This is a genomic window from Acinetobacter sp. (assembly GCF_045628685.1).
In the GTDB taxonomy this organism is placed as follows: domain Bacteria; phylum Pseudomonadota; class Gammaproteobacteria; order Pseudomonadales; family Moraxellaceae; genus Acinetobacter.
The window spans coordinates 13,215-30,926 of record NZ_JAZQPV010000136.1; the positions used below are offsets into that span (position 1 = coordinate 13,215).

The 17,712-nt window shown below is 41.3% G+C and carries 14 protein-coding genes; 4 read left to right on the plus strand and 10 right to left on the minus strand.

Translation table 11 applies throughout. From position 1 onward, the window contains the following. Window positions 1-7: 7 nt before the first annotated feature. From pstA to ACKI4H_RS18080, 3 genes are all read right to left on the minus strand, one after another. The gene (gene pstA, locus ACKI4H_RS18070) at window positions 8-1,399 is read right to left on the minus strand and encodes a phosphate ABC transporter permease PstA (protein WP_407308240.1); all 1,392 of its coding nucleotides are present in this window, start codon (window positions 1,397-1,399) and stop codon (window positions 8-10) included. Beyond that, window positions 1,396-2,775 (minus strand): phosphate ABC transporter permease subunit PstC, encoded by a 1,380-nt coding sequence (pstC, locus tag ACKI4H_RS18075; RefSeq protein WP_407308242.1) that lies wholly within the window; start codon window positions 2,773-2,775, stop codon window positions 1,396-1,398. The genes pstA and pstC overlap by 4 nt, the downstream gene beginning before the upstream one ends. Before the next feature lie 101 nt (window positions 2,776-2,876). Next, window positions 2,877-3,902 (minus strand): substrate-binding domain-containing protein, encoded by a 1,026-nt coding sequence (locus ACKI4H_RS18080; RefSeq protein WP_407308244.1) that lies wholly within the window; start codon window positions 3,900-3,902, stop codon window positions 2,877-2,879. A 464-nt stretch (window positions 3,903-4,366) separates the two neighbouring features. On the opposite strand from ACKI4H_RS18080, the gene ACKI4H_RS18085 reads away from it, so the two are divergent. Further along, window positions 4,367-5,419: a Rieske 2Fe-2S domain-containing protein gene (locus ACKI4H_RS18085; RefSeq protein WP_407308247.1), complete on the plus strand. Its 1,053-nt coding sequence runs from the start codon at window positions 4,367-4,369 to the stop codon at window positions 5,417-5,419. Between the two features lie 455 nt (window positions 5,420-5,874). On the opposite strand, the gene ACKI4H_RS18090 is transcribed toward ACKI4H_RS18085, so the two are convergent. Further along, entirely contained in the window at window positions 5,875-7,407 is a 1,533-nt protein-coding gene (locus ACKI4H_RS18090) for a pyridoxal phosphate-dependent decarboxylase family protein (RefSeq protein WP_407308249.1), read from the minus strand. A 3-nt stretch (window positions 7,408-7,410) separates the two neighbouring features. After that, the gene (locus ACKI4H_RS18095; protein ID WP_407308251.1) at window positions 7,411-8,784 is read right to left on the minus strand and encodes a diaminobutyrate--2-oxoglutarate transaminase; all 1,374 of its coding nucleotides are present in this window, start codon (window positions 8,782-8,784) and stop codon (window positions 7,411-7,413) included. Between the two features lie 473 nt (window positions 8,785-9,257). On the opposite strand from ACKI4H_RS18095, the gene ACKI4H_RS18100 reads away from it, so the two are divergent. Both ACKI4H_RS18100 and ACKI4H_RS18105 read left to right on the plus strand, forming a co-directional pair. Then, window positions 9,258-9,962 carry an SIMPL domain-containing protein gene (locus ACKI4H_RS18100; protein ID WP_407308253.1) on the plus strand — a complete coding sequence of 235 codons (705 nt, stop codon included), beginning with the start codon at window positions 9,258-9,260 and terminating at the stop codon, window positions 9,960-9,962. A 163-nt stretch (window positions 9,963-10,125) separates the two neighbouring features. After that, on the plus strand, window positions 10,126-10,722 hold the full coding sequence (locus ACKI4H_RS18105) for a phosphatase PAP2 family protein (protein ID WP_407308255.1): 597 nt from the start codon (window positions 10,126-10,128) through the stop codon (window positions 10,720-10,722). A gap of 60 nt (window positions 10,723-10,782) precedes the next feature. Here the strand turns inward: ACKI4H_RS18105 and proB are convergent, their stop codons facing one another. The 3 genes from proB to ACKI4H_RS18120 all read right to left on the minus strand — a co-directional run bounded on the left by proB (window position 10,783) and on the right by ACKI4H_RS18120 (window position 14,009). Further along, window positions 10,783-11,916 (minus strand): glutamate 5-kinase, encoded by a 1,134-nt coding sequence (gene proB, locus ACKI4H_RS18110; protein WP_407308257.1) that lies wholly within the window; start codon window positions 11,914-11,916, stop codon window positions 10,783-10,785. Between the two features lie 28 nt (window positions 11,917-11,944). Continuing rightward, window positions 11,945-13,165 carry an Obg family GTPase CgtA gene (cgtA, locus tag ACKI4H_RS18115; protein WP_131268885.1) on the minus strand — a complete coding sequence of 407 codons (1,221 nt, stop codon included), beginning with the start codon at window positions 13,163-13,165 and terminating at the stop codon, window positions 11,945-11,947. Window positions 13,166-13,634: 469 nt separating this feature from the next. After that, window positions 13,635-14,009, minus strand: coding sequence for a winged helix-turn-helix transcriptional regulator (locus tag ACKI4H_RS18120; RefSeq protein ID WP_407308259.1), 375 nt, complete (start codon window positions 14,007-14,009; stop codon window positions 13,635-13,637). Window positions 14,010-14,111: 102 nt separating this feature from the next. On the opposite strand from ACKI4H_RS18120, the gene ACKI4H_RS18125 reads away from it, so the two are divergent. Continuing rightward, window positions 14,112-14,972: an SDR family oxidoreductase gene (locus ACKI4H_RS18125; protein WP_407308262.1), complete on the plus strand. Its 861-nt coding sequence runs from the start codon at window positions 14,112-14,114 to the stop codon at window positions 14,970-14,972. Between the two features lie 53 nt (window positions 14,973-15,025). On the opposite strand, the gene ACKI4H_RS18130 is transcribed toward ACKI4H_RS18125, so the two are convergent. Continuing rightward, window positions 15,026-16,483, minus strand: coding sequence for a glyceraldehyde-3-phosphate dehydrogenase (locus tag ACKI4H_RS18130; protein WP_407308264.1), 1,458 nt, complete (start codon window positions 16,481-16,483; stop codon window positions 15,026-15,028). Between the two features lie 259 nt (window positions 16,484-16,742). Further along, entirely contained in the window at window positions 16,743-17,672 is a 930-nt protein-coding gene (rarD, locus tag ACKI4H_RS18135; RefSeq protein ID WP_407308266.1) for an EamA family transporter RarD, read from the minus strand. Between the last annotated feature and the right edge of the window lie 40 nt (window positions 17,673-17,712).

Genomic DNA, 17,712 nt, shown 5'->3' on the forward strand with positions numbered 1-17,712 from the left:
GCCCCTCTTACCAGCGCACTTCAAACTTCTTGCGTAACCAGATTGCCAGGCTATTTAAACCCAGCATCAATGCAAGTAAGACGATAATGGCTGCAGCGGTACGTCCTTCAAAAAAGTTACGTAATTCATTGCCCTGCCATAAGAAAATTTGTACCGGTAAGGCCGTAGATTGATCCAGTGGCGAAGCCGGAACACTTGCAACAAAGGCACTCATCCCAATCAAGAGCAGCGGTGCTGTTTCACCTAAGGCTTGTGCTACGCCAATAATTGCACCCGTCAAGATACCTGGTATCGCCAGTGGTAATACATGGTGGAATACCGTTTGCACACGAGAAGCACCTAGGCCCAATGCCGCCTGACGAATCGATGGTGGTACAGCTTTAAGCGATGCACGGGTGGTAATAATCACGGTTGGGAGGGTCATCAGGCTTAAAACCAGACCACCCACCAATGGTGCAGAAATCGGTAAATGCATCCAGCCAATAAAAATGGCAGCCCCCAGCAAACCAAAGACAATCGAGGGTACCGCTGCAAGGTTATTGATATTCACTTCCACGACATCGGTAATGAAATTTTTTGGTGCAAACTCTTCCAGATAAATGGCAGATGCCACGCCAATGGGAATCGAAATAAAAATCACGATCAGCATCATGAACAATGAGCCCATGATTGCGCCGGCTAAACCAGAAGTTGCTGGAGAGCTACGCGAGTCTGGATTGGTAAAAATATGGGTATTAAAGGTATTTTTAATCACCCCCTTGGCTTTTAAATCATCGGCAAGCTGACGCACTTCCGGACTTAATTGCTGCTGATCATCCGGCAATGAGCGATCAATATTTCCTGCCAGCCATACATCTACATTGGCATCGGCCAAAATATTTAAATCTTTCTTCTGACCAATCAAGGCTGGATCTGCCAGTACCAGATCACGTAAGCGGTAAGCTTCTGAACTGGTATACAGGCTTCCGATCTCATCACCTTTAGAGGCAATACTCGGATCTTTTACAATTAATCCATTTACGATTAAAGCATCCCAGTCGACCATCCCCATTTCAGTTTGCCAGGCAATATAGCGTTCCTGAAAATGGGCCGGAGATTCGCCCTCTTTTTTCGCAGGCTTCGCACCTACATGAATGATAGTGGGATCAAAATAGACCGGAATCGTCATACTGCTTTGCCAAAATGCCGGCAAACCTTTTGCCAGAATACTTCCGAATAGCAATACCACAAAAAACAGGCCGGTAATGACTGCTGAAAAGCCGAACATGCGAAACATTTTTTCTGTGCGATGACGCTTGGCCAGCGAATTACTGATTCTTTGTTTGCGTTTTTCGCGTAATTCAGCGGCAACGCGTGGATTACGCGCCTGATCCACGGAAGATGTATTCGAGGTAGTCATTCATATTGCTCGCGATATTTACGCACGATATACAGTGCAACAATGTTCAGACCTAAAGTAATTACAAATAAGGTTAAACCCAATGCAAATGCCACCAATGCCTGCGGGCTGGCAAAGTCGGTATCACCGGTAAGCTGATTGACAATGGTAATGGTTACGGTTGAAATGGCTTCCAGCGGATTAGCATGGAGTAATGGACTATTCCCTGCTGCCAGAACCACGATCATGGTTTCACCAATGGCACGCGATGCCGCGAGTAAAAATGCCCCGATAATACCCGGAAGTGCTGCAGGTAATACCACTTGTCGAATGGTTTCAGACTTGGTTGCACCGAGTCCCAAAGAGCCATCACGCAGTGCGCGGGGCACCTGGGTAATAATGTCATCAGAGAGTGAAGAGACAAACGGGATAATCATAATGCCCATGACGAAACCTGCGGTTAAGGCACTGGTAGCATTAATTTCTAGCCCCACGCTTGCGCCAAGCATTTTAAAAAATGGCCCAATAATCATCAGTGCAAATACACCGTACACAATTGTTGGGATTCCGGCTAACACTTCAATTGCGGGTTTTGCCCAAGCGCGAAAGCCAGAGGATGCGTATTCAGCCAAATAGATCGCGATCATCAAACCCACTGGAATTGCCACCAAAAGTGCAATACCACTGACCATCAGTGTGCCCCAGAGCAGTGGCAGTAAACCATAACTTCCTTCAGCATTTCCTGATGTACTAAAACCCGGATTCCATTCTGTACCAAAGAAGAAATCGAGTGGACTGACGAAGTGAAAGAAACGCATGGCTTCACTAAACATCGACATCACAATACCGATGGTGGTTAAAATTGCTACACCAGAACATAAGGCTAAAGCGACATTAATGGTTTTTTCGACCTGATTACGGGCACGAAATTGTTGGGCGATACGTTTTTTTGCCAACACCAGACCCACTAAAGCGGCACAGATCACCACTGCCAATTTAGCAAAGGAACTAATGCTTTCAATTCTGGCTAACTGATGTGCTGCTGCAATTTCATAGGCAGCGGCTTGGTTACTCACGCCAAAACCAGAGGCAATCGCCTGAACACGATCAATCACCACTTCCATGCCGGATTGATCTAATGTGGCTGCAATATTTGCAGGCACATTATCCAAAATCACATGTCGTAAAATACTCGGTTCGACAATATTCCAAACCAGTAAAATTAAAAAAGCAGGGATACCACACCATAGAGCCACCAATGCACCGTAATATCCGGGACGAGAATGCAACTTCGCAGAGTTACTCCCCTTACCTGCTAGGCTACGGCTTTTCGACAATCCGATTTGATAGGCTACGGCAATTAATGCCAATAACACACCGATGAGTAGCAGATTCATGTATTCTCCGGCATTTTTTTAATTTTCATGCTTTGAAAAAACCTTGTCTTTGCAAACCAGCTGATGCTAGAAATAACCTACCATCAGCTCGTTCATTCTAATTAATTCACCGCTTTACCGACTTTTAAATCTGCCAGTACTTTTTCCCTTTCATTATCGGACAATGAAATCAGACCGGCTTTTTCCAGCTTGGAACCTTTACCTGAAACTTTTTTATTCAGGAAGTATTCAGAATATTGTTGTAAGCCTTTGATTGATTTAAGGTGCTCACCTTTCACGTAGAAGTACAATGGACGTGAGACCGGATAAGAACCATTCAGGATAGTTTTCTCGGATGGCACTACATTGTTCACTGTGGCTACACGTAATTTGTCACGGTTTTGATCATAAAAACCTAGACCAAATACACCCACTGCACTTGGCGAAGTTTTTAAACGTGCCAGCGTTTCAGTATAGTCGCCTGCAATTTCAATTACTTTGCCATCTTTACGGAAACTAGAACATGCTTTTTTCTGTGCATCTTTATCTAAATTTTTGAAATATGCGTAAGATTCACAACCTGCTTCAACCATTTTTTCCTGAAACACTTCACGTGTCCCGTGGTTAGATGCAGGAATGACTAAAGTAATCGGTTCATTTGGAAGTGATTTGTCAATTTGGTTCCAGCGTGTATACGGGTTGGCAACCAGTTTGCCATTTGAAGGTAACTCTGCTGCCAGTGCGGCAAATACATGTTGTGGACGTAGTTTATAAGATGCTTTCTTGGAGTTAGAGGCAAATACAATGCCGTCATAACCCACTTTAATTTCAATGACTTGATTTACGCCTGCTTTTTTACATGCAGCCAATTCAGAATCTTTAATTTTACGAGATGCATTGGCGATGTCGATGGTGTTATCACCCACGCCTTGACAGAATTGCTTCAAACCACCCGATGTCCCCCCCGAACCCACAACCGGTGTTTTAAACTGCGGAAAAGTGTTACCAAATTCTTCTGCCACAATACTTGCATAAGGTAGAACTGTTGAAGAACCAGCGATTTGGATGGTGTCACGAGCTGCATTTGCTGTTGTTGCTACAGCTGCCCCAGAAACTGCTAAAGCAAGTGCGATGTGATTTAAGCGCATTCTTTTCTCTCTTCATTAGATGCAATATTGAAGTACGCTACTTTTTATAAAGTTTTGTACTTTTTCGATCATTGCATTTTGATTTTATAATATGACAAAGAAGTTACAGCTATGTGACGTTTTAATGATAATTGAAATAGCGGTTTTTATATAAAAATAAAATTATAAAAATCAATAAATAGCATCACATTTAATCTCACAAGTTTTTATTTTTTGATGACTATCATTGTAATTATTCATTTACGATTATTAAAAATAATTGATTATTATTTAATCTAAATATATGGATGGTTGATCATTTCAGTTAATTTAACACTGATTTAGCCTTTTTCATTTGATTTATTTTATTTTCAACATCACCTCACTGTTCTAATTTTTGCAATCCCAAATCCAGTTAATTGAAATTTCATAGAACGGGCTGCTGTTTTATATTCGACTTCAAGATAAAGAAAAAAGATTCAGTTATGAACAGTAAAAATATTGCCACTTTTAATCCTGATCTACCCGTACATATGACATTTGAACAACACGACTGGCATTTATTAGCGCAACATTGGTATCCGATTGCCCTTACCCGTGATATTACAGATCAGCCAACAGGCACCATGCTGCTGGATATGCCTTTGGTCATTTACAAGATGGAGAATGAGCTTATTGTTGCCAAAGATGCCTGTCCTCATCGGGGCATTCCCTTAAGCTTAGGGAAAAATGATGGGCAAGGCGTGGTTTGTCGTTATCATGGATTACGATTTGGCAGTCAGGGCAAATGCAACCGTATTCCTGCACACCCAGAGCATAAAATATCGGAACGTTTTAATCTAAAAACGTATGCTGCTGTAGAAAGGTATGGCCTGATTTGGTGTTCACTGACTGCAGCAAAGGATGTTGAACCCAATATTCCAGTCATGCCATTTTGGGAGGATGCTGAATACCAACAATTGGTCTGTCCAAAAGTAGATATACAATGTTTCGCTGGTCGACAGTTGGAAGGTTTTATCGATGTAGCGCATTTTGCCTGGGTGCATTCAGATACTTTTGGTGATCCAGATGATGTAGAGGTATCTGACTATACAACCACTGAAACCGATTATGGCTTTTCTGCCGACTATTTCAGTAGTGTTGGACGTTATCCGATTGGATTAGATCAACGCGGTCAGCAGGATTTTAAATGGCTGCGTCATTTTGAAATTAGCCTACCCTTTACTGCTACACTGACCATTCATTTCCCGAATGAAGCTAGACAAGTCATTATGAATGCGGCTTCTCCGATGACAGCGCGTCAAACTCGGCTTTTTGCCCCGATTTGCCGGAATTATGACAAAGATTTACCAGTTGAAGATGCCTATGACTTCAACTTAAAAATTTTCGAGGAAGATCGTTTAATTGTAGAAAATCAAAAACCTGAATATCTGCCTTTAGATTTGTCAATGGAAGCACATTTTCCTGCAGATCGAAGTTCGAGCATGTACCGAAAACTGCTGAGAAAAATGGGATTTAGTCCGTTATTTGCAGCGTGAAATAGAAAAGATTTTCGGTTAAAAAATCAATCAATTATTCATCAAAGCTTGCATAATACCTCGCTATTTACAATCACCTCTCCCTAGCCCTCTCCTTCAAGGAGGGGGAACCTACATTGCCAATTTTATAGTCTTTTAAATTTTTGCTATTTAATCTATGAAATTATAAGCCGTACACTACTATCGTGACTGGCGACACGGATGTCATCGTTAGGCAAAGGTCACATGGATGTACCTTTTGCCTAACCCAGGATTTTTGTTACCTTGCGGAATATATTCCTCATCCCCGAAAAGTAAGGCATCGTCTACGCAACTCAATTTAAACTTTTTACTGAAATATGAGACTGTGCCGTCGCATGAATTGATTAAATATAAATAGAGTTAAAAATCACCTCCACAATAAAAAGGAGATCAATTGATCTCCTTTTCTGCAATACAATAAACAACGATATCGATTAGTCAATTGCAGGTGTATATGTACCGGCTTGAATTGGACCTTTAATACGATCAGCTTCAGCTAACACCAGATCAAGTAAGTTTTTCACGTTTTCTAGAGTTACTACTGGGCTTAAAGTAGTCATCTTCAATGATTGAACATTACCCACTTTAGTGACACCAATATTCGCTTCACCACGTGCAAACAATTCATCTGCAACGTTTTGGTTTAGCGTATCAAGCAATTCTGTCGGATAGCTTTCAGGAATCACACGGAACAATACAGAAGCAAATTGTGGATCCACCAGCATCTCTAAACCATCCGTGGCATTGATGTAATCCGCCACTTCACGGGTTAACTTCACTCCATGGTCAATCATCGAACCATAAAGCTCTTCACCGAGTGCTTCAACTGTCATCCACAATTTCAACGCATCAAAACGACGGGTGGTTTGTAATGACTTAGACACCAGGTTTGGAACGCCATGCTCTTCATCATAAGCAGAGTTTAAGTACTCAGCTTCATAATGCATGAAACGGTAGTTCGCTTCATCTTTCAACAAGAACGCGCCACAAGAAATGGTTTGGAAGTAATGCTTATGGAAATCGAGTGTAATCGAATCAGAAAGCTCAATACCATCTAGCATAGAACGATAGTCATTAGACAAAATAAGTGCACCACCCCAAGCCGCATCGATATGCATCCACGCGCCATACGTGTTGGTGATGTCACGAATCGCTTTTAATGGATCGATCGCACCGGCATCGGTTGTACCTGCAGTCGCAACCACACATGCAACAATTTTACCTTCCGCATTAAGCTGTGCCATAGTTTGCTCAAGAGCAACAATATCCATCTGTGCATTTTTGTTCACTGGCACAGTCACCACAGACTGGAAACCCATGCCCATCATTGCCATGTTCTTTTGCACAGAGAAATGTGCATTTTCGGAACAGATGACTTTGACATTACGCATCGCATCCGCAGGGATACCGTCATGCTGAACAGACCACGGATTACCGTTTTCGTCTTTCCAGTTTTTCGAAATGCACGCATCACGAGCCAGCAATACACCCATCAAGTTGGATTGCGTACCGCCAGAGGTGAATACACCCGCCTGACCTGTACCATAACCCACTTTTTGACGTAGCCAATCAATCAACTGAACTTCCATCAATGAACCGGCTGGGCTTTGATCCCATGAATCCATTGACTGGTTAGTTGCATTAATTAAAACTTCAGCAATTTGGCTAGCGACCATGGTCGGACAATGCAAATGCGCAAGTGAATGCGGATGATGTACTTTTAAGCTTTTGTTTAAGAAAAGCTCAACCATACGCTCAAGAGATTTGTGTAACCCCATCCCTTCTTTAGTGGCATTAAAAGAAATCGCACTGCGCAAATCTTTAATGCTGCCACCGGTGTACATTTTATCGTTATGCAACCATGCTGCTACAGCTTTTGTAGCCTCACCCATTGCTGACTCATAGTCAGCAATAGATTGAGCATCATTGCAGAGTAACGCTTTACGATGTTCTGCAAAATCTACCATGTATTATGCGCCTCGAGTAGCAATAAGCGCTTCAGCAATCGCTTTCTTAAAGCGAGCAATCGCTTCAACACACTCATCATGCGTGATGATAAGCGGGCAAAGCAAACGAATCACTGTACCGTTACGGCCACCTTTCTCTAACAATAGTTTATTGTCGAAGCATGCAGCTTGAATTGCAGCAGCCAATTGAGAATCACCTGGTAATGAGCCCATGTGATCTGCTTGCTGGCGTTCATCTACAATCTCAACCCCAATCATCAAACCACGGCCACGTACGTTACCGATACAAGGGAATTCAACAGCAAGCTTTTTCAATTCAGCTTGCAGGAAATCACCACGCTCTTGCGCATTTTGAGCCAAGTTTTGTTCTTTAATGGTTTTGATTGTTGCAAGACCTGTACCCATTGCCAATTGGTTACCACGGAATGTACCCGTGTGACCAGCAGGTTGCCAAGCATCAAACTTACGTTTAATCCCGAGCACTGCAAGCGGCAAACTACCTCCAACGGCTTTAGACATCACAATCACGTCAGGTTCAATTCCAGCATGTTCAAAGGCAAACATTTTGCCAGAACGGGCAAAACCGGCTTGAACTTCATCAAGAATTAAAACGATGTTGTGTTTTTCAGTCACTTCACGGATTTTTTTCAACCATTTGGTCGGCGCAGTAACTACACCACCTTCACCTTGAATTGCTTCAAGAATCACGGCTGCCGGTTTTGTTACACCGCTTTCTACATCTTCAATAAAGTTTTCGAAGTAGTAAGTTAAGGCATCTACACCGGCTTCACCGCCAAGACCCAATGGGCAACGGTATTCATGCGGATACGGCATAAACTGTACGCCCGGCATTAAGCCGTTCACAGAATTTTTAGCCGACAGATTACCTGTCATGGCCAAAGCACCATGCGTCATCCCGTGATAGCCACCGGAGAAGCTGATCACAGTACTACGACCTGTATAGGTTTTTGCTAATTTAATTGCTGCTTCTGTACCATCTGCACCAGACGGACCACAGAACTGTAGACAATACTCTTCCTTACCACCCGGTAATTGCTCAAGTAATGCTTCAGTAAAAGCATCTTTTAAAGGTGTTGTTAAATCTAAAGTATGTAATGGCAAGCCACTTGCTAAAGTGTCTTGAATACTTTGGATGACCGCAGGGTGATTATGGCCTAAAGCCAATGTTCCTGCCCCAGCTAAACAATCGAGGTACTCTGTACCTTCAACATCAGTAACCCAGCAGCCTAAGGCTTTTGCTATCGCTAACGGTAATTTACGTGGATAGCTACGAACATTGGATTCCATCTGGCTTTGGCGAGTCAAATAGTATTCGTTAGTAGACTTAGTGGCAGGATTTACAGAAGAAACGCTCATATCGAATTACCATCTCTGATATGGGTTGAAAGAAATAAGTCGGGTGACTTGCGGTCCTTTGACTCGGTGCTTTATCGTTCTAGCCAGACTTGAATTTATTTGTCATAACTAGAGGGCGGATGATACCGAATTTTTCTAAAAAATAAACAACTTTCGGTACTTTATTTGCTCTATTTTATCGAAAAAAATATCAAGCTAATCTATAACTTGAATAATCATCTTACATTGTGACAGCGTAAAGAAAACCTCATTTTCTTATACTTTTATTGATAATGTCGTGTAATAAAGTAAAACTGCTTGCAAATTAATTTATAAGTGTATAATTTTTCTTTAATTTTATCATTAAAAATGGACAGGTTTTTTATAAGCTTATTTTACAATCCCACCACAAACTCTACTAAAATTCACCATAAACACCCTTTAATATCACTTATATAGATTCAAATTTTACTTACAAAAATAGGCTAAAAAAAATGCGTTACTTCACTCTATCCACTCTAGTTTTAGCTTCTGCTTTCAGTACATCTACCTTTGCCCAACAAAATGAACAACTTAATTATAATGTCATCACTATACAAGCAGAAGCAGCACGCCAAGTGTCTAATGATGAAATGCATGCTGTTTTATACATTGAAAAAAGCAACAAACAACCCGCTGAACTTGCATCACAAATCACGCAATTAATAAATCAAGCCATGGCTTTGGCACAGAAATATCCTCAAGTGAAAGTCGAAACAGGCTCTCAAACCACGTATCCCATTTATGACAATGATAGCCGCAAGTTAAAAGAATGGCGGGGTCGTGCAGAAATCCAGATTGAAAGTACCGACTTTAAAGCAGCCAGCCAATTGATTGGCGAACTGCAACAAAACTTCCAGACTGAATCGATTAACTTTAGCATTTCAGATGCGCAACGTAAAAAAGTTGAAAATGAGCTGATGGTAGAAGCATCCAAAAACTTCCAGCAACGTGCACAAATGCTAAGCCAGTCATGGAATAAATCGGGTTATAACTTGGTGAATCTTAATTTGAATACCAGCAGTCAGTATCCACAACCCATTATGATGCGTGCCAATATGGCAAAATTTTCAGGTGCTGAAGCTGCTGATGCTCAAGTCGTAGCAGCGGGTGAATCTAAAATTACCGTGAATGCCAATGGTACGATTCAGTTTAAATAAGTGTTTTTATTCTATAGCACAATAAAAAACTACCGTAACGGTGGTTTTTTATACATTCATTTTTAGGTAGAAACATCACTGCTACAAATTCCTGCAATCCACTGTATTAATTCAGTTTATATGTGATTAAAGTAAGCCGTCTTTTATACGCTTAACCTCCTCCATGTCCATCGAGCATCTTAATTTACAACTGTTTCAAACGTTGAATGTCCCTGAACACGCCTCTACCATCATGACGAATTATGCAATCTGTATTGCACATGATTTGCTTTATCTGATGTTATTTGTTTTTGCATTTGCGTGGTTTAAAGGAAATCGAGAGACCAAAACTGGGATTATTAAAGCCTTTATTTTTACTGCGATTACGCTTTCGATTAGTGAAGTATTATCAGTGTTGTTACATACCCCGCGACCATTCGTGATACATGTCGGTCAGACCTTAATTGAGCACAGCCCAACAGGTTCTTTTCCAAGTAATCACATGAGTATTTTTAGCGGGATTGCCTTTGCTTATTACTTCTCACTTAAACGTGATTTAGGTCGAATTTTAATATGGGTGGCTTGGTTGGTTGCATGGTCACGAGTGTATGTCGGTGTGCACTTCCCGGTTGATATGCTCGGTGCGTTCTTGATGGCCTTGATTGTGAATTTAGCTGGTTTACCGTTATGGTGGAAATATTCTGAAAAGTTGATGGATGGGATTTTATGGATTCATCACTTTATATTTAAGCCGCTGATTAACAAAAATATTATTAAATAATTCCAAAAAACATAAAAAATCCCGCTCTAAAGCGGAATTTTTTAAATCTGTATATGCGAATCAGTAAATAGCCATATGATTGCGGTGAATCATCTCCAGTGAGCGAGCTTCACCTAACACCTGATGTACTTTATCTGAAGATAAACCCTTCACAATTTCAGCTGAACGCGAACTAAAGTTGACCCGACCAACAGCAACACGACCACCCTGTGTATCCACACATTCAACCACATCACCGCGTTCAAAGTGCCCTTCCACCGCTTTCACCCCTACAGGCAATAAGCTACGGTGGTTTTCTTTAATCGCTTTCACAGCACCATCATCCAAGACTAAACGACCAGCCGTTTGTAGATGCGCAGCCAACCATTGTTGATGCGCAGTTATACGGTCATTGTCGGTAATAAACAATGTTCCGAGCAATTCACCAGACATCAGACGGGCAAGCACATTGTCACTTTCACCACTGGCAATCAGGGTTGGACAGCCAGATTTCGCTGCCAATCGTGCCGCACGAACTTTGGTCAGCATACCACCGCGACCAAATTTTCCGCCACCACCGGCCATATCAAACAAGCTTTCATCCAACGCACGAACCGTATGGAACAGTTTTGCATTTGGATTAGAACGCGGGTCAGAATCAAACATGCCTTGCTGATCGGTCAAGATAATCAATAAATCCGCATGAACCTGACCTGCGACCATCGCGGCCAAGGTATCGTTATCGCCAAAGCGAATCTCGTCAGTGGACACCGTGTCATTTTCATTAATGACCGGAACCACATGCCAATCAATCAAGTGCTGCAAAGCATCACAAGAGTTTAAATAACGACGACGATCTGCCAGATCATCGTGGGTCAATAAAACTTGAGCCGTTTGAATGGAATGCTTTTCCAATACGCTCGACCAAGTTTGAATGAGGCCCATTTGGCCAATCGCAGCACACGCCTGAAGACTCGGTAAATCAGTGGGTCGATTCGACAATTTCATCCGAACCATACCTTCAGCCACAGCACCTGATGACACCAGAATAATCTCGTGTCCTGCATTGTATAGATCTGCAATTTGTTTCGCCCAATGCGAAATTGCATCCAAATCTAAACCTTGCCCATTTGCTGTGAGTAAAGATGATCCGATTTTAACAACGATTCGTTTACAACCCTTGAGCTGACGTTGCCCATCTACCACTTCTATCATCTTGTCCTCAGTACTCTATCCTAAGAGCTTAACGTACGTAAAACACTTCCACATCGTTATCGTCGTCTTCATCATCTTCATCGTCTTCTTCTTCAGCCAATAGACCTGCAAGACGCTGTTGACGACGCATTTCACGATAAGCTTCTTTCGCTGCAATGGTCTGTTCACGTGTTTCAGCTTCAAGCTGATCACGGAATGCTTTCATTTCTGCTGCGTATTCAGGATCTTCAACTTCGCGTTCACGTTGTTGTTCAATTTGATCCATCAGGTAATAAACAACCTCTTTCGTCCCTTCTGACATCAAGCCAGAAGTTTGGAATACCGGACCTTCCCATTTCATTTCTTCCAGAAGATGGTTACACCATTCTTCTTTGGTATCCGGGTCAAGCTGGTCAACTTTATTCAACACAAGCACAACTGGCAATTTTGCCAAAGTTGGAGAGAAGTTCTTCAACTCTTGTAAAATTGCATTGGCATTATGAACAGGATCTGAGCCATCGATCGGTTGAACATCTACAATGTGCAACAAAATCCGGGTACGTGCCAAATGTTTAAGGAAACGAATACCTAGTCCTGCACCTTCCGACGCACCTTCGATTAATCCTGGAATATCTGCCATGACGAATGAACGATGGCTATCTGCATCCACAACACCCAGGTTTGGAACCATTGTGGTAAATGGATAATCTGCAACTTTTGGTTTTGCTGCTGATACTGCACGAATAAATGTAGATTTACCTGCATTGGGCATACCCAGCAAACCAACATCCGCCAGAACCTTAAGCTCTAAACGAATTTCACGGTATTCACCTTTGGTACCCGTTGTGCACTTACGTGGCGAGCGATTTGTAGATGATTTGAAGTGAGTATTACCCAAACCACCTTCACCGCCTGCTGCCACCAATACACGCTGGCCATCAGTAACCAAGTCGCCGATGATATCGCCTGATTCTGTATCAACAATTGTGGTTCCTACTGGAACCTTTAATACGGTGTCTTCACCGCCACGGCCTGCGCAGTTCGCACCACGACCGTTTTTAGCACGTTCTGCACGGAATCGACGTGTATAACGATAATCTACAAGAGTGGTGGTGTCGTTACCGGCTTCAACATAAATGTTACCGCCACGACCACCATCACCACCATCTGGGCCACCAAATGGTACAAATTTTTCACGGCGAAAACTGGCTACGCCATTGCCACCGTCGCCAGCCTCTACGGTAATGACTGCTTCATCAACAAAGCGCATATTGCCAATCCTCTAAATACTTTAAAACCGCATATTCTGCCATATTTTACAAAATTTCTCGAATAGTATTATTCAGCATTACATGATTTTTAGTATTGTTCAGATGAATTTAGCTTGAACTGGACCGATATTAGCTAGCCGAGTTCGATTATCCAATTAGAAAATCAAAAGAAACCATTTACTTAGCTATGCAACTTATTTTTAGAATAAATTTCACAAACTTAATTTTTTAATCATTCAAGTAAATTTTAATTCAAAATTTGCAATCATAAATTTAAAAATAGCTAAAAATAAGAGCGAGATATTTTCATTTAAATTATTCTCTTAAATCTATCCCTTCCATTTCTAAGCTTCCGTTCCTAGATTTTGTAAAAATTCATTTATTGAACTTGTCTCAATAAATCACCCCTTTTAAATAAACGTCTCACGCTTTAAATACCTCATCAATTATTTAAATGATTCACTACTATTATTGAGCAACAGGTTGTTTATTTTCTAAAATTTCTGGCAGACTTTTCTCAATCCAGCCGATCAAATACATAATTTTTTCAGCCGCTTGTGAACCGGTTATCGTTAACTGATATTCCACTTTAGGAGGCACAACGGGATAAACCGTACGAATCAGGAAACCATCTTTTTCCAATACCTTTAAGGTTTGCGCCAACATTTTCTCACTCACCCCTTCAATTCGCTGTTTCAGCTCGCTAAAACGATGCACACCCTCACTCAGGCAACGCAAAACTAAAACAGACCACTTATTGGCGATATGTTCTAATATTTCTCGAGAAGGACAATCAGTAGATAAAACTTGCCCCAATAATTTACTGGTTTCATAAGCAGACATAAAAATCTTCCCTTCTAGTAATAAGCTTACTTTTTAGTATGGGCTTAAATTGAGTAAGTTATCAGATTAATATTTATTCATCAAAAAAAGCGAGATTAAAAAATGAAAATCGCAATTACTGGTGCAACTGGTCATCTCGGTCACTTGGTTATTCAACATCTACTTAGTCAAACACCTGCAAACAATATTGTTGCCTTGGTGCGTAATGTAAAAAAAGCTGAATCATTTCAAAAACAAGGTATTGAAGTTCGCCATTTTGATTATGATCAGATCGAGTCTCTTCAGCCTGCACTTCAAGGGATCGATAAATTACTTTTAATTTCTGCCAATGAAATTGGTCGGCGGACACCGCAACACAAAGCGGTAATTGATGCTGCTGTTGCAGCTCAAGTTCCCTATATTGCCTATACCAGTTTATTGCGTGCAGATACCTCCCAGCTCAGTCTTGCACAGGAACATCGTGAAACAGAACAATTGATCCATAACAGTGGCTTAAGTTATACCTTATTAAGAAACAACTGGTATATCGAGAACTATCTAGCTGACATTCAACACACTATTGAATCAGGTATTTTATATGGTGCTGCTCAGGATGCGCTTATCAGCGCTGCTCCACGTCAGGACTATGCAGAAGCTGCAGCGAACGTGCTTCTTGGCTCAGTTCATGACAATAAAACATATGAATTGGCGAGTTCTACAGCATTCAATCTGGACGCTTTGGCTAAAACAATTTCTGAAATCAGCTCAAAACCTGTCGTTTATAAGAACTTAAGTGCTGAAGATTACAAACAAATGCTTCTACAGGCCGGATTACCTGAAAGCTTAGCTGGCACAATGGTTGAGGCAGATATTGAAGCAACTCGTGGAGCATTTTTCAGTGAGAGTAAAGATTTGGAAAATTTACTGAAACACCCGACAACCTCAATTGAAGCAACCGTTAAATCATTACTTGCATCATTTTGATTTAACATAAAAAAGAGCCTCAAATGAGGCTCTTTTTTATACTACTTTACAAATTATGCATTTGTTTCAGCAGGAACTTTTGGATAGCTTACGCCACACATTTGTTCAGCGATACGCAATACCTGGCAGCTATAACCTACTTCGTTATCGTACCAAACATAAGCAGTTAAACGATTGCCGGAAGTGATTGTTGCTTGCGCATCAAATACACCTGCAGTACGTGAACCGATAAAGTCACTCGACACAACTTCAGTCGAATTTGTATAACCGATTTGACCTTGAAGGCTAGAGTTGATCGAGATTTGACGGATATATTCGTTCACTTCTTCACGATCAACTTCTTTATCAAGAGTTAAGTTCAGAATAGCCAATGATACGTTAGGCGTTGGAACACGTACAGAGTTACCAGTCAACTTGCCTTTAAGCGCAGGAAGGGCTTTAGCAACCGCTTTCGCAGCACCCGTTTCAGTAATCACCATGTTCAAAGTCGCAGCACGACCACGGCGATCTGCCTTGTGGTAGTTGTCGATCAAGTTTTGGTCGTTAGTGAAAGAGTGAACCGTTTCAACGTGGCCATTAAGCACTTTGTATTTGTCATCTAACACTTTTAATACTGGTGTAATTGCATTTGTGGTGCAGCTTGCGGCAGAAATGATTTTGTCTTCATCTAAAATGTCAGTATGGTTTACGCCATACACTACATTTTTCATTTCGCCTTTACTTGGAGCCGTCAATACCACACGAGCAACGCCTGGGCATTTCAGGTGTTCAGCAAGACCTTCAGCATCACGCCATTTACCTGTGTTATCAATCACTAGAGCGTTATTGATACCAAAAGCAGTGTAATCCACTTCGCTTGGGCTTGAAGCATAAATCACTTTAATGAAGTTACCGTTGGCAATAATGGCTTCGTTTTCTTCATCTACAGAAATGGTACCTGCAAATGGTCCGTGAATTGAGTCACGACGAAGTAAAGAGGCACGTTTTTCCAAATCACCATCAGATGATTTACGAACAACGATTGCTTTAAGGCTTAAACCACGACCCAGACCTGATTGACCAATGATCAAACGAGCAAGGATACGACCGATACGACCAAAACCATAAAGAACAACATCTTTAGGTTCAACAGTTGCAGGATTACCTTTTAAAGATTTAACGGCATCCGCAACAAATGCATCAATGTCGCCACCTTTTTCTTTAAATTCAACAGCTAGTTTACCTAGATCGATTTCAGCAGAACCAATTTCCTCAACTTTAGCCAATGCTTCTAAGATTGGAAAAGTGTTAACCACAGAAAGTTCAACATCCATCACACGGGTACGACGGTGTGCTTTTAAAATCTGGATGACTGAACGGTTAACTAAAGAACGACCAAATACAGAAGTCACGATATTTTTTTCACGATACAACTGACCAATTAAGGCAATCATATGTTCCGCGATTTCTTCACGGTTTTTCCAGCGACCTTGGTGATCTGCATGTAGGGCGATGATAGTCTCTTTGCTCACAGATACGTCCTCTAATTAATTGTATATCTAGGCATAAATTTCAAAACCCGACAATTGTAAAGGAATTCTCGGGAAGTTTGAATCAAAAGCTCATTCTGACCGGCACATTTTGCTATATATTCATTATAAATTGACAAAATAGTTGTAATTATTTTTATGATTTTCTTACCTAAAGCCATCAACCACCGTATTTCATCTTCAACCTATATATTCAGTTTAAATGTTGCTTTATCAAACAAAACGCAAAAGTAGAGACCGCTTACTTTAAGCGATCTTCATAATTTTCCAGATTTTGCACTAAAACCTTTTGCTTCTGCCGTTGCTTGACCAGATGAATTGAACCTTCGATTACCAGAAGTAACACTGCAAACCAAATTGGAATATAGGTAAACCATTCTGCCGCTTCTACCCTTTCCCCTAAAGCAATGGAGGCAAAAGCCAGCAATACCGGTTCCAGATAGCTTAGCAATCCAAATATAACAAAAGGTAAATAACGGCTTGCCAGAATATAACTTCCCAGTCCCAAGGCACTTAAAAGGCCTAATCCCAAAACCGCCCAGATTAAACAGGGAAATTGACCAATTAGTACAAAGGAGTCGCTATATACCGCCGCCAAATAAATGGCGACGGGAACAATTAACAATAAATCCCACCAAAATCCGCCCAAATGGTCAGTTTTGAAAGCACGTCTCAAAAAGAAATAAACAGGATAGGCAACGGAAACATATACCGTTTCCCAGGCAATACTGCCGATGCGCCATAATTCATGTCCTACCCCCATACTGGCAAAAACTACCGCAGCAATTTGCCATTTGGACAGTTTTTCCTTGTAAAGTACACAACCAATCAGCACCATCACCAAGGGTAACAAGAAATACCCTAAAGAGACTTCCAGACCACGTCCGTTAATTGGTCCCCATAAGAACAACCAAAGCTGGGTCGTGCATAAAAGTGAACTGATGATCAGCCAGATTAGAAAAGTCGGTTGCTTAAAAATACGTTTAAAAATTTCTGCGATATGTTTTAAATCACCGGTCCACCACATAAATAAAGTTAAAAATGGCAGTGTGGCCAACATACGCCAGGCAAAAGTCTGCTCGCTATCTAAAGGTTTTAAGAATTGGGTGTAGAAATACAAAACCCCAAAAGTGACCGATGCCAATACAGACAAGGCTACGCCTTTATACATTTTGTATCTCTGGATTTATCTCGCCTGCATTATAAACATG

Bases quoted from the DNA above. Each gene is read 5' to 3' on its own strand.
- pstA (WP_407308240.1), bottom strand. From the start codon at position 1,399: ATGACTACCTCGAATACATCTTCCGTGGATCAGGCGCGTAATCCACGC.
- pstC (WP_407308242.1), bottom strand. From the start codon at position 2,775: ATGAATCTGCTACTCATCGGTGTGTTATTGGCATTAATTGCCGTAGCC.
- ACKI4H_RS18080 (WP_407308244.1), bottom strand. From the start codon at position 3,902: ATGCGCTTAAATCACATCGCACTTGCTTTAGCAGTTTCTGGGGCAGCT.
- ACKI4H_RS18085 (WP_407308247.1), top strand. From the start codon at position 4,367: ATGAACAGTAAAAATATTGCCACTTTTAATCCTGATCTACCCGTACAT.
- ACKI4H_RS18090 (WP_407308249.1), bottom strand. From the start codon at position 7,407: ATGGTAGATTTTGCAGAACATCGTAAAGCGTTACTCTGCAATGATGCT.
- ACKI4H_RS18095 (WP_407308251.1), bottom strand. From the start codon at position 8,784: ATGAGCGTTTCTTCTGTAAATCCTGCCACTAAGTCTACTAACGAATAC.
- ACKI4H_RS18100 (WP_407308253.1), top strand. From the start codon at position 9,258: ATGCGTTACTTCACTCTATCCACTCTAGTTTTAGCTTCTGCTTTCAGT.
- ACKI4H_RS18105 (WP_407308255.1), top strand. From the start codon at position 10,126: ATGTCCATCGAGCATCTTAATTTACAACTGTTTCAAACGTTGAATGTC.
- proB (WP_407308257.1), bottom strand. From the start codon at position 11,916: ATGATAGAAGTGGTAGATGGGCAACGTCAGCTCAAGGGTTGTAAACGA.
- cgtA (WP_131268885.1), bottom strand. From the start codon at position 13,165: ATGCGCTTTGTTGATGAAGCAGTCATTACCGTAGAGGCTGGCGACGGT.
- ACKI4H_RS18120 (WP_407308259.1), bottom strand. From the start codon at position 14,009: ATGTCTGCTTATGAAACCAGTAAATTATTGGGGCAAGTTTTATCTACT.
- ACKI4H_RS18125 (WP_407308262.1), top strand. From the start codon at position 14,112: ATGAAAATCGCAATTACTGGTGCAACTGGTCATCTCGGTCACTTGGTT.
- rarD (WP_407308266.1), bottom strand. From the start codon at position 17,672: ATGTATAAAGGCGTAGCCTTGTCTGTATTGGCATCGGTCACTTTTGGG.